The sequence below is a fragment of the Paenibacillus sp. J31R30 genome (assembly GCF_059692115.1).
This window is the reverse complement of sequence record NZ_JCAUAV010000008.1, coordinates 188,557-201,463: the sequence shown is the minus strand read 5'-3', so window position 1 is coordinate 201,463 and position 12,907 is coordinate 188,557. Positions and strand designations below refer to the sequence as shown.

General features: G+C 46.0%; 9 protein-coding genes. 2 read left to right on the top strand and 7 right to left on the bottom strand.

Translation table 11 applies throughout. The features are described from left to right. Positions 1–24: 24 nt before the first annotated feature. On the top strand, positions 25–936 hold the full coding sequence (locus AC58QO_RS24065; protein ID WP_497269953.1) for a helix-turn-helix domain-containing protein: 912 nt from the start codon (positions 25–27) through the stop codon (positions 934–936). Positions 937–968: 32 nt separating this feature from the next. Here AC58QO_RS24065 and AC58QO_RS24060 read toward each other — a convergent pair whose 3' ends face one another. The 5 genes from AC58QO_RS24060 to AC58QO_RS24040 form a co-directional block, all read right to left on the bottom strand. Continuing rightward, a complete protein-coding gene (locus AC58QO_RS24060; RefSeq protein WP_497269951.1) occupies positions 969–2,714 on the bottom strand; it encodes a glycoside hydrolase family 35 protein in 1,746 nt (581 codons plus the stop codon). A 40-nt stretch (positions 2,715–2,754) separates the two neighbouring features. Continuing rightward, the gene (locus AC58QO_RS24055; RefSeq protein WP_497269949.1) at positions 2,755–4,014 is read right to left on the bottom strand and encodes a Gfo/Idh/MocA family protein; all 1,260 of its coding nucleotides are present in this window, start codon (positions 4,012–4,014) and stop codon (positions 2,755–2,757) included. Between the two features lie 81 nt (positions 4,015–4,095). Continuing rightward, entirely contained in the window at positions 4,096–5,688 is a 1,593-nt protein-coding gene (locus tag AC58QO_RS24050; RefSeq protein ID WP_497269947.1) for an extracellular solute-binding protein, read from the bottom strand. Between the two features lie 63 nt (positions 5,689–5,751). Continuing rightward, positions 5,752–6,636, bottom strand: a complete 885-nt coding sequence (locus AC58QO_RS24045; protein ID WP_497269946.1) for a carbohydrate ABC transporter permease — start codon at positions 6,634–6,636, stop codon at positions 5,752–5,754. A 39-nt stretch (positions 6,637–6,675) separates the two neighbouring features. After that, positions 6,676–7,611 carry an ABC transporter permease gene (locus AC58QO_RS24040; protein ID WP_497270038.1) on the bottom strand — a complete coding sequence of 312 codons (936 nt, stop codon included), beginning with the start codon at positions 7,609–7,611 and terminating at the stop codon, positions 6,676–6,678. A gap of 266 nt (positions 7,612–7,877) precedes the next feature. Between AC58QO_RS24040 and AC58QO_RS24035 the strand changes: the two genes are divergently transcribed. Beyond that, positions 7,878–10,103: a helix-turn-helix transcriptional regulator gene (locus AC58QO_RS24035; protein WP_497270036.1), complete on the top strand. Its 2,226-nt coding sequence runs from the start codon at positions 7,878–7,880 to the stop codon at positions 10,101–10,103. Between the two features lie 64 nt (positions 10,104–10,167). On the opposite strand, the gene AC58QO_RS24030 is transcribed toward AC58QO_RS24035, so the two are convergent. Continuing rightward, on the bottom strand, positions 10,168–11,850 hold the full coding sequence (locus AC58QO_RS24030) for a DUF8769 domain-containing protein (protein WP_497269944.1): 1,683 nt from the start codon (positions 11,848–11,850) through the stop codon (positions 10,168–10,170). Continuing rightward, the gene (locus AC58QO_RS24025) at positions 11,843–12,904 is read right to left on the bottom strand and encodes a glycoside hydrolase family 88/105 protein (protein ID WP_497269942.1); all 1,062 of its coding nucleotides are present in this window, start codon (positions 12,902–12,904) and stop codon (positions 11,843–11,845) included. The genes AC58QO_RS24030 and AC58QO_RS24025 overlap by 8 nt, the downstream gene beginning before the upstream one ends. Positions 12,905–12,907 lie beyond the last annotated feature (3 nt).

Here is a 12,907-nt window from a genome sequence, read left to right as displayed (position 1 = left end):
TGAAGAAGGAAGAGGGGATTATGGATGCACACTGACGAGCAAGTGCCGGCGAGCTATGCCGTCGATGATTATACGAATCATTTTCTGGCTGCCTATCCTGTTCACTGTGAATTTCGGACGATTCCGCTCGATCACCAACTGCTGCACTCGCATAACGGATATGAGATCTACCTTGTCCTGCAAGGCAGCGGCACCTATCTCGTTGGCGATCGTTTATATCCACTGCATGCTGGGAGCTTAACGATCATCCATCCGAATGTCATTCACCGACCGTTCCATGGACAGAGCAAAGAATTCCATCGCTATGTCTTATCCATAGATGAGTCTTATTTAGAGCAGTTGCACGCTATTTGCCAGCTGTCCGATTTATCCATTCCTCGGCTGCTTTCCGATCGCCATTCGGACTCCAGCCATTATTTCCTAAGCGCTCAGCAGTTGGATCGTGTTCAGACGATAATAGCTGCATTGACACAAGATTTGGTTGGGCAAAAGTTGGGCTATGAACTGGCTGTTTTGAAAAACATTGCTGACTTTTTCCTAGTCATATTCGGGTTGCAGGGTGAACAGGTTGGGAAAAATACAGGTGATCAGCACCTCGCCCGCGATGTGCTTTCCTATTTGATTGGGCATCATCATGAACCTCTGTTAATTGATGACATCGTGGCGCAGTTCCCTGTTTCTCGCTCACAGCTCTTTACCTTGTTTAAAGATACCACCGGTACGACCATTAAACAGTTCTTGATTGAGTATCGGCTGAATAAGGCGAAACGAATGCTTATGGAAACCGATTTGGCCATCTCGGAGGTTTCTTCCGCCGTTGGGTTTGGCGACATGTCGCATTTCTTCCACGTGTTCAAGAAGGAAACCGGCTTGACGCCGAAGCAGTATCGGGTTGAGGCTTTTAAAAGAAAAAACAAAAAGGACCGAGAAAGGTAGCAGTCACTACCTCACTTGGTCCTTTTCATTCGTTACCCTAGATCCGGAGCATCTACCAGCATAATCTCTGGACTGTCCGTACCATGCAATTCAAATATGATAATCTCATTCGTGCCTTGTTGCAATAAAGGGCCTGGGATGTACAGCGTTTTTTGCGGTCCACGCTCCCAATATCGCCCCAAATTGAACCCGTTTATCCAGACAACGCCTTTCTTCCAGCCGTCGAGCCGTATGAACGTGTCCGCAATGTCATCGATCTCGATAGAACCTTTGTAAAAGGCAGGTCCTTCGTTAGAAACATCTCTAACAGGCGAGAATTGTAGGCCCGACAACTGATCCAGTGGCAAAGGAGAAATCGTCCAATTGAACAAAAATTGACCGTTCAAACGGATCCCTTCCGTTATTCCTTTTGAATCCCTCAGCTTGGAACCGTAGTTAATGCGTCCCATATTCTCGACGAGAATATCCAGCTTGACGCTGTCGGTCGGAATATCCAACTCCAGAGGTTTGGGATCCCATCGCTCCACGGTACCGAGATACGTGCCGTCTACGAAAACAAGTGCACGGTCGTGCACATCTTGCAGATGTAGTTTCATGTTTAGGCGGGGACCTGATACGGTTGTCGAGTACAGAATGAACCCATAGTCTTGACCAATTTGCTCCATAGTTACCGGATATACGCTTATAATAGGAACTGAAAGTTGTGGTAAATGATGGAACAAGTTAGCTTTCTGTGTCAAGTTGACAACACCATACTGCTTTTTCACAATAGGTTCCGGTAAGACGCATTCTCCTAAATCCATGTGTTGTGCTAATCTCTGCCTAATAGCATGGAATTTCGGAGTTAGATCGCCGCATTCAGAAATAGGAGCGTCATAGTCATAACTTGTCGTCGTCGGCTCGTAGACTTCCCCGTAATTGGCCCCATTATAGAACCCAAAGTTCGTGCCGCCATGAAACATGTAGAAGTTCACCGAAGCGTCTAGGCTAAGCATGCGATCGAACACATCCGCTACATCCTCCGTATCCCGAGTATGATGCGGCTTCATCCAATGATCGAACCAGCCATTCCAATACTCCATACACATGAGCGGTTCTGTCGACCGGTATTCTCTAAACTTGGCGAACATTTCTTCTGGCTTTGAGCCAAAATTTACTGTCGCTAGCACATCCGGCAACGTGCCGCCTTGCAGCATATAGTCGGTGGGACCATCGGAAGTGAACAATGGTACGTTGACACCGTAGCGAAGAAGCGCTTGCCGTAAATACGCCAAATACGCCTTGTCATTGCCGTAGCTGCCATATTCATTTTCAATTTGCATGGCAATAATCGATCCGCCATTTGTACTAAGATGCGGAATTAACTTCGGAATGAGCACATCGTAGTAAGCGTCCACCTTTTGGAGGAAATCTGGATCAGCGCAGCGAAGCCGGATGTCGGGGTATCGAAGAAGCCAAGAAGGCAGACCTCCAAACTCCCACTCCGCACATATATAGGGACTCGGCCGAACGATAACATATAATCCGAGCTCCTGTGCTGTATCTATAAAACGTTCTAGGTCGGCCATCCCCTCAAAGTGGAATTCGCCTTCCTTCGGCTCATGTATATTCCATGCTACGTAAGTTTCCACGGTGTTGAAACCGCAGGCCTTCAGCTTCTGCAAGCGATCCCGCCAATATTCAGGCACAACCCGAAAATAATGGATTGCACCAGCAACAATGCGAAATGGACGGCCATCCATCTTAAATTGCTTGTCCCCAATTTCCAGCTTTGTCATCGTATACGCCTCATCTATTATATTTTGGTCTATTCACCATTCATCCTTGCTCAGCAAACGTTTGGGCAAAATCATTAATATGGATCGACTTCCCTTTGTTCAGTCTCGATTCTTCGGCGGCAAAAGCCATTAAATGGCTGCGTACAGAAGCGGATGCCGATGCGAGGCCTTCTCCGCCATCGTAATTGCGAACATCCCGCAGGAAGCTCTGTACAATCCCCGTATCGCCGCCGCCATGACCACTGTTTGGTACATGAACCTTAATCTCATTCACTTCTTGGGTTACAAAATCGTACATCGTAATTTTGTCATCATGTCCGTTTATTTGACCCTTCGTCCCCATGATTTGAATGATCCGCTCCTGCTTCATCGTAAATCCACTCATGCTAAAAGTCGCTGTCGCACCATTCTCAAATTCCATATTTACAACTTGATGATCAACGACATTGTTATCACACCTATATACACAACGTCCGTAAGGTGACGTTTTAAGTCCTTCGACGATGGCTTCCTTCGATAAATCCGGCGTAAAATGTCTCGCCCAATTTTTTCCATCTCCCAAATAAAATCTTGTGGCCGAATACGGACAGCTTGATTCTACCGCACATCCCTCGATACAACGATCAGTTGATCCAACAGGCGCATTTCCTGAATGAAAATGCATCAAGGACCCAAAGGAGCTTACACGGACACAAGGCTGGTCCATGAGCCAGGAAAGGACGTCCATATCATGACACGATTTGGACAGAATCATCGGACTGGACGTATCGGAGTTGTTCCAATTGCCACGTACGAAGCTGTGAGCGATATGCCAATAAGCGACGTTCTCATTCAACTGGATAGAAACGACTTCGCCAATGCGACCTTCATCAATTAATCGTTTGATTGTCGACCAAAAGGTCGTATAGCGCAGCACGTGGCAAATCGTTAGCAGGCGCTCGTTCGCCTTGGCTGCCGCTTCCATCGCTAAACATTCTTTGGGGTCAGGAGACATAGGCTTTTCCAGCAGAACGTGATACCCCTGATTTAGCGCGTTAATGGTAGGTTCAAAGTGCATTTTATCCTGCGTACAGATAACCATAATATCTGCGAGCCTCGACTTAGCGTACAATTCGTTCCATGACAAGAAGCGATGATCATCTGGAATTTGATGCTCTGCAGCAAATTGTTCTCTTCTATAATCGTCCGGTTCGACGACAGCAACAAATTTCAGTTCATGCGGATAATCCAACGCATATGGCGCATAACTTCGTGCACCGCGAGCTCCTGCTCCGATTAAAACAGCTGTTAGTGTCTGCATGTCAAATTCCCCCATTTAAGTCCCAAGAGGCCGTCCGCATAATCATCCTGCGATGATGCTAGGACAGCCTCTTAGCTTACATTATTTCCATTCGCCTTGGATCTTGCCTGCTTGAATAGCCTTATTTACTTCCGTGATCATTTCTTTACCGCCCTTGGCCATGTACTCTGTGACCATCTTATCCCAGTCAGTGAGAGGTCTTTGGCCGAAAATCATCTTGGTCGTTTCGTCTGTAATGTACTTAGCCAGTGCTGCGTTTTTCTCCATGAGAATCGGAGAGATGATACGGCTCGTTGGATTAATATAAAACTTCATCGTATGCAGCATGTCAGCCATCGATTGTTGGAACTTGCCATATTGCGGTACCATGGCGATTTTGGCAAATGTGAACAAGTCTGAGTCGTCCTTCACCCAGCCACCGTCCTTAATATAAGCGCTTGGAGCAGCATTTGAGCGGTTCTCTGTGATCGGTTGCGCAATGTTATTGACCATTTTGTAGCCTTTACCTTCGCCGCCGTTCAACCAATCGAAATCTTTATTTTGAGGATTTTTCTGATCATCGGGTATGCTTTTATGGAAGTAGTCAATCATTTCGAGTATACGTTTCACTTTCTCAGGCTCGTTTTTCAGTTTTGCGGAAATCATGTACATCCGATAATAGCCTGAGCCCAGTGTGAGTCCTTGTGATCCGTCCGGTGCCTTGAAAGGAGGAATCGGGACGACTTCTGCTTTGGGATCATTTTGTAAAATCGTTTCCAACATAACACCGTTAGGGCTGCTGGTTCCTGGCTGCTCGTACCATATGCCGACTTTACCAGCGTTAAACGCTTTGAAAACATCCTTATACGCCGTGACAGCCCAGTCTTTGTTGAGAGCATTCTGTTTTTGCAGATCCGCCAAAAACTCGATTTTTTCTTTATTCCCTTTTGTTATAATCCCGGGAATATACTGACCGCTCTCATCTTTATGGTACCAAGTAGAATTGGCGTAATAAGAGCCGAATGATGGGTCATAATAGATGTCTTTTGCAAGTCCAAGTCCAATGGTATCCGCTTTGCTGTTACCGTCAGGATCGTTCTTCGTGAAAGCGATAGCCACCTGTTTGAGTTCCTCATAATTCGTTGGCATCTTCAGACCGAGCTTGTCAAGCCAGTCTTTACGGATGATCGGCTTCTTGCCGCCTTTTGGTGAGAAATAAGTCGGAATGCCATACACTTTACCATTTACTTTGAATGCATCCCAGATAAAGCTTGGAACGGTTTTCGTAGATTCATATTGCTGTAAGAACTCGTCCAGTGGCAGGAACGCACCTTGTTGCGCCCACTTCAAGTAGTTGGCGTCAACTACTTCCATACCAATAACGTCAGGAAGATCGCCGGAGGCCATCTTAACCGCAAGCTTTTCATCATAGGTGTCGAAAGGTACGTATTGTGACTTAAAGTCTATGTTGAATTTCTCATTTATTTGTTTAACGGCTTCGCTGTCTGGCCCAGGAACCGGCTCTTCCCATGTACCGTCAAACCAATTGATGGTGAACTTTTTAGCCTTGTCAGCTGCCGTCGCAGCCCCTGCACTCGGGCTTACTTTCGGGCTTTCCTCCGATTTGGTTGAACAGCCTGTTATACCGCCGACTAACGTAACCGAAAGCAGTAGGCAAACGAGATTTTTTTTCAATGTCGAACCCTCCCTATTTGTTAACCTATAAATCTAACTTAGCATGTAAAGGTAAGCCATTTCTCACCCCTTGACCGAACCCAACATCACCCCTTTCGCAAAATGCTTTTGCAAAAACGGATAGATCAGTAGGATCGGGATCGTCGCGATTAAAATTGCAGCCATGCCGATTGTCTCAGGTGGCGGCGCATTTTGCGCCAAAGCTGCTTGTTGGCCATCAGAAAGGGAATCGAGCTTTTGGCTAAGGATCACAATTTGCCTCAGAATGACTTGTACGGTCCATTTACTTGGATCACTGATATAGATAAGTGCAGTGAAATACATGTTCCAATTGGTTACAGCATAGAACAAACCGAAAGCCGCCAAGGCAGGCTTAGAAAGCGGTAGCACAATTCGCGAAAAAATGTGCAGATCATTGGCTCCATCTATGACGGCAGCCTCCGTCAGCTCTTGCGGGATGCCTGCAAAAAACTGACGTAATACGATCAGATTGAACGAATTTATCGCTCCAGGAATGATTAGCGCCCAGTAACTATCGAGCAGGTGTGTCGCTTTGACCACCATATAAGTGGGGATTATCCCTGCTCCGAAGACGAACGTAAACAGCACAAGGAACATATAAAATCGTTGCCCCAGAATACCACGTGTCAGTGCATAAGCCATCATAGAGGTGAGCAGCAAACTGAACAATGTACCTACTATAGTAATATAAGCGGTAACGCCCAGCGAGCGCATAAACACTTTCGAGTTAAAAATATATTGATAGGCATCCGATACAAAATGCGCTGGAAAAAGCACGAATTCCTTCGTTACATATTCCTCGTATGAAGTTAATGAAATCATGAGCATATAGTAAAACGGAAACAGCATAACAATGCCAACCATGGTGAGTATCGTGATATTTAAAGCATTTCCCGTTTTTTCAGATAACGATCTGAGCTTGGCCAATTCTACACCTCCTTCAAGCTATACATACGAAGCGATATATCAATACACACCATCTTCACCAAAACGTTTCGCCAGCTTGTTGGCTCCGACTATCAAAACCAAGCCGATCAAAGATTTGAACAATCCTACGGCAGTTGCAAAGCTGAAATCGGATTTCTCAATGCCTTTGAAATAGACGAAAGTATCGATAACGTTGCCTCTTTCCATCGTTAAGGAATTCAACATGAGGAAAATTTGCTCAAACCCCACATCAAGCACGCTTCCTAGACGGAGTATAAGCAGGATGACGATTGTGCCTCGAATCGAGGGCAAAGTAATGTGCCAAATTTGGCGCCATTTGCTCGCACCGTCTACAACGGCTGCTTCATACAGACTTGGATTGACGCCTGCTAGAGAGGCGAGAAAAATGATCGTTCCCCAGCCGGATTCTTTCCAAATGACTTCGAGCACAATGAGCGGCATAAACCAGCCTGATGAGGTCAAGAATGCTGTCGCTTCCATGCCGAACAGTGCATGCAACAGCTTATTAACAATTCCCTCGGACTTAAGAAACACAGTCACGATCCCAACGACGACAACCCACGATAAGAAATGCGGCAAATAAACGATAGACTGGACGATTCGTTTGAACATTTCGTTACGCACTTCATTTAACATCATGGCCAATATGATCGAAACCGGGAAAGCGAAGGCTATTTGCAAAAAGGATAAGTACAAGGTATTCCAAATAACACGAATGACTTCTTGGTCTTCGAAAATTTTCTTAAAGTGTTTCAATCCAACCCAATCACTGTGCAGAAATCCTTGAAACGGGCTGAAGTCTTGAAACGCTATAATGTTGCCTGCCATTGGGACGTACCTATAGATGATGAAATATAGGAGGCCTGGTAAGACCAGCAGATATAAATAGCGTTCCTTCCATAACCTAGCCGAAATTGAGCGCTTTTTGTTCGTATTGCGGGCCGTGTCCGCCATAGTGCGAAAACCCTTTTCCGCCGTATTGATGTCCAAGTTGGAAATCCCCCCTTTACTAGGCAATGGATAAGATAGTCTTGATTTGTGTTGATATTGCCATGTTATAATGGGGACTCCTTCCTGAATATCTGTAATTATTAAGAATTGACGCAAAATTGCAGGTTTTCGTAAAAATGCACAGTTTTCGAAAATGATACTACCCCGATATCGTAGATACTTTCCTAATGAGTTTTCTTGCAGAAACTTGGAGGTGGACAAGACAATTGATGAGAAGCATACTGCAGTTAAAACTCAATACCCGTTCCATTTTGACGAAGTTATTGCTCAGCTTTTTGTCAATCATTGTGCTGTTTGTTTCGTTTAATGTCGTCTCGCTTATTTTGTTCCGAAAAAGCATTCATGATGAAATTATTACCTACAACGATGCTAATCTATCGCATACGGCGCAAAGTTTCGAACAATATTTTCAATTGTTGAACAATGTCATTGTCAGCATGTATCTGGATGATCATTTACAGAGTCTCAAAGGCTCAGATATTGATTATGTAGCAGCCGGACAAATCATGGATGATGTGCGAAGAACGGTGAACAATCAACAATTATTTCTGAATAATTTATTTGTTTATGATGTCAAGCATTCACTAATTCTGGAGCAAGTACGGGGAAGCCGCTTGGATGTTATGTTCACCGAGCACTATACGAACCCAAAGTATACCTACGAATTTTGGGAAAAGGAGTTTACAGAGCCGTTCAGTACCAAACTGTACCCAACTTCTGCCTTCACTAGTGCCCAGACCATTCCTATTTCACAAACTGGCTTAGTCATTCCGTATGTGGTCAAAAGTAAGCTGTATCCCGAATTCATCATGCTCGCTTTTATTGATGTCCAAAAGTTGTACAAAGCCTACCATCAGTCCATCAACGACAACTTTTATATTTTAAGCCCGCAAGGCGTACCCCTATTCTCGTCCGATCAAACGGATAAACGCGAACTTCCTGCTTTAAAGACTGGAAAGGGATGGGCCAAAAGCGGAGGCAGTTATTATTTTTATGAAAAAGGGGAGTTAAGTGGTCTTACGTATATAAACATCGTACCTGACGCCAGTATTTCAGCACGAATCGTTCGTCTCAACGTTACATTACTAGTGTTGCTCGTCGTGTCTATTGCGATCAGTGTCTTGGTATCCATATTTTTGAGCAGGCGATTCAATAATCCCGTAATGAAAATCGTCGAGTCCATTCGCCACTTAAATGAAAAGAAGGATTCGGATCAGAGAGGGACTAATGAGTTCGAATTTATTAATGAAAACATCGGAAGAATGCTTCGAGTGAATCAGAAGGCATTAAGCGATCTCGAAGAAAAAAAGAGTCTCCTTCATTCTTATACACTTGTTAGTCGACTCAAACGTATCCGTGTCGGGCATCATGAAACGTTCGAGGGGATCGAACCCGACGAAAGACCGTTTCGATTCGTACTTTTTCAATTGGCATTTAAAGCTCGGTTTAGGGAGGAGCTTCTCGGTGAAGAAGAGCGCGCAACCTCGTTTATTCACGAGTATGTCAGTCGGGCGATTAGCGAAGAGATGAAGAGATCGCAGACAATCCAGATTGAGTCGGACCAAATACTATCTCTCATTTATTTGGATGAAGACGACACACGCTTAACGGCTGTGTTGGACAAAGTCAAAGATGAGCTGGCAGCGGATAGCCAGTATTGTTTCTTTACGATAGCCGTTAGCTCACGGCATGATCACACATCGCAAATGACCACCGCTTACGAGGAAGTGGTTCAGTTGATCAAACTGCGGCCGTTTGACGATGAAACCTGTATCTTAGAATCAGGTCAAGTTCAAGAGAAGTACTTCTTGCCGACAGCTGCGTTGGAGCATGAGTTTAATGTTCATTTACAGGAAGGGAACGATGTACTAGCCATGCAGTCGCTTCACCGCATATTGGCGCAAATGAAGAAAAAGGGTGTTGCGACGACACGCTTCCATCGTTATGCGGAGGAAACTACCGACAAAGTGATACGAATGCTTCATATGAACGATAATGAAGCCTTGTACGGGCTAGCGGACTTAATTCCCTCAATTCATACGGTAGAGCAACTGGAGCATTATTTCGAAACATTGGTCAAAGAGGCGGCGCGGCTCGTCCGATTGAAGAAAGAGGAGCGTGATCAGATCGTTAGCTTCGTCGTCACCTATACGGAGGAGCATTATGCCGAGGATATTTCACTCGAACTGGTCGCTGGCAAGCTGAACATCACTGGCGGGTACTTGTCTACGTACTTTAAAGATAAGACAGGCATGAATTTCGTCGACTATATCAACGAGTTCCGCATTAAACAAGCGATGAATTTGCTGCAGAAATCGGAGATGAAAATCCAAGACATCGCAACAGCGACCGGATTTCAATCGCTAAGCTCGTTTAACCGCACATTCAAGAAATTCTCCGGCGTGACGCCAAGTGAGTATCGACGGTTGCTATAATGGAAAACGACAAAAAAGGTGCAGGTAAGTTCCCTGCACCTCTTTCGTAACTCCATATTTACGCTTACTTCACTCGCTCTATCAGATTCCCTGGCAGCTGCACCCGGTTATTCCGGTAGAAATCAGATGTCTTACCTGGTGCCGTCGGCACTGTGATGGACATCTGCTCCTCCTGCATGCCTATTGCAGCTGTCACAGAATTGGCCTCATGCCTAACATCAACCGCCGGCAGCTGCCCCGATTCACCAAGGGAGAATGCGAATAGCCATACGGCTTTCTGAATCGCATGGAAGTCAAAAGCACTCTCCTCGCCAGCATAGATGACATAATCCAAATGAAGCTCATCTCCCTCGCGCACCGCTGCGACTTCAAGCGTCCCATAATCCGACTCCTCAAGAACAGCCTCTACACGAAGCGGTGTATCTCCAAGCATCGTCGTCAGGCTTTTCCCCTCCTGAACCGTCGGTAACTCAAGCTCCTTCAGATCACCGCCAATCAAAAGTCGAATCCGCAAGTCACTTGCAAGGAATCGGCCATTGATCAGATCCAACTCCTGATGCCACGCCCCATTGTCCGTCGCCAAGTTGAAGCTGAAAAGCACCTGATTGCGAGACTGTACGCCAGTAAAAATGGCGGAGCAAAAGTCCTTCCCATCCTTTAGAAATTGCAGCTGTACGAACACTTTCTTCCCGCCTGCATCCACGAAGCCTAGCAAGTTGCGGCGCTGATTCCACATACTGCCGATCGTGTAGCTCCCGAGTGAAAGTTTCTCATTTTGATACGTCGTCGCATAATTCTGATAACCCGTCTCTGTTGCCATCATCGTTGGCTCAATGAAATACCGCTCCTCATTTGAGCTAAAATAGGCATGATATTGCTCTGGGCACTGAATCCCACTCGATTCCTTGTTGAGCGCATTTCCCAGGAAATGCTTCTCTCGCTCTGTCATCAAGGTAGAATAGGTCCGACTGTACGGGCCGCCCCACTCCCCTGTAGCTGGGTGGTAATGCTTCGCAATCATCTGCCAAGCAATATCTAACAACTGCTCAGCAAGAGTTACCGCCTCAACAGTAGCCGACTCCTGATAAATGCTGTCCAGTTCTTCAATCGCAAGTGGTGAATAACAAGGACTGTTATACTCGGAGAACGTGCCAATACCTGAGGTAAAAGCATGGAATCGCTTCAGGCGCTGTTCCCCATAGCTTTGAATCTCACTATTGCCCAGCAACTCGCCGCCAACCAGCGTAACAAAAGCCCCCATAATTGCAATGTTCGTATAATGAGGTCCTACATTTCGAATGATAATGGCTTGGCATGCATGGTAAATCGCTTCACGAATTTGTTCGACTAATGCCTCAGGAAGAGATTCCGCGTAATTTTTCAAGATAAGAACTAATTTCTTTCCATGAAAATCTGCCATATTCCAGTCAGGACGATCCATTTCATCCAACGATTCTTCATAAAAGTATGGCCAAATGCCATAAGATGCACGTGTTGCGTCTCTATCCTGCTGGGCAATGACGGCCTCTAGAACCTCTGCCGCTCTTTGCGTAAAGGCCTGACCGCCATAGCGGAGTAAATCATACGCATAACACGTGGAAGGATACAACGCGTATACAAATGGGTGCGTCTGCGGCTTAAGTGCCGTATGATATGTAGCCGTGAGCGGTGTTCGAATTAATTTGAGACCAGCATCATACCGCTTCTCATTAACTTGGATCGCTTTCAATAATTCATCTTTATGCATGTTCAATCTTCTCCATTTGCAGTACTTTCGCTAACAGCATGAGTACGAGCCCTTGTCCGTAAAGCGTTGGATACGTGGGGATATCGTCTTGATAAGCCTGAATCGTTGGCATCACTGGCGTACCACCGGATACCCCGTTCACGATGCCTTCCTCCGTAATATAAGGTAATACCGAAGTAAATACACGCTCCGCCGATGCGGCAGTCTCTTCTTTTTGAGGAATTAACCTTAACTCCATCCCCTTCAGTAGACCATAGGCAATTCCCGCACTTCCGGACACTTCCCGATAAAAATGAGGTTGATCCATGACAGTACTCCAAAGTCCGTCCTCCTGCTGGTACGCAAGCAGTCCTGACATCAGGCGTCCGTATCGTTCTTTCAGCTCTGCAGGAATGTCGACCAATCCCGCAATCTCCTCTACAATCATCGGAATGCCTGCGGCGATCCATGCATTGGCTCTCGTCCAGCGCGCTGCTGACATATGATCGCCAGAGCCGCAATTCCAACCGTGGAAAAGAACATTCGTCGCATCATCCTGCAGCAATCGAAGGTGAATCAACACCTGCTTAAGCGCCTCTTCCGCATAGTGCTTACTGCCGACTAACGAAGCTGTCCGCGCAAGGAACAGCACCGCCATAAAAATCGTATCCGCCCATACCTGTTCCGCGAATGCCACATTTTCCGTCACCGTATGCTCGAAGGCATCTTCTCTGGTTCGTGGCGTTTCGTTAATCAGCCACTCTGCTACGCGAACCGCTTCATCTCGGAACCAAGCGTCATCTGTGACACGGTATAAAGCTGGGAAGATCGCATATGGCGCGATCGAATTGATCACCTTGGTGCCTTTGGCTTTTTCACTATTTTGCTTCACCCATTCCTGTAAGTAGGCCAGTACTTCAGGATTCCGAGTGGCCTCGTAGTACTCCAGCATTGCAATGACACCCACACCTGGCACCCAGTCCCAGTGATGAATGTCCATTCCCCATTCGCCGGAATGATCTTTTATCATTTCTTGCCATACCTTATTGGCGTTATTTGCATACGTCGAATTCATTGT

Bases quoted from the DNA above. Each gene is read 5' to 3' on its own strand.
- AC58QO_RS24060 (WP_497269951.1), bottom strand. From the start codon at position 2,714: ATGACAAAGCTGGAAATTGGGGACAAGCAATTTAAGATGGATGGCCGT.
- AC58QO_RS24055 (WP_497269949.1), bottom strand. From the start codon at position 4,014: ATGCAGACACTAACAGCTGTTTTAATCGGAGCAGGAGCTCGCGGTGCA.
- AC58QO_RS24025 (WP_497269942.1), bottom strand. From the start codon at position 12,904: ATGAATTCGACGTATGCAAATAACGCCAATAAGGTATGGCAAGAAATG.
- AC58QO_RS24035 (WP_497270036.1), top strand. From the start codon at position 7,878: ATGAGAAGCATACTGCAGTTAAAACTCAATACCCGTTCCATTTTGACG.
- AC58QO_RS24065 (WP_497269953.1), top strand. From the start codon at position 25: ATGCACACTGACGAGCAAGTGCCGGCGAGCTATGCCGTCGATGATTAT.
- AC58QO_RS24030 (WP_497269944.1), bottom strand. From the start codon at position 11,850: ATGCATAAAGATGAATTATTGAAAGCGATCCAAGTTAATGAGAAGCGG.
- AC58QO_RS24040 (WP_497270038.1), bottom strand. From the start codon at position 7,611: ATGGCGGACACGGCCCGCAATACGAACAAAAAGCGCTCAATTTCGGCT.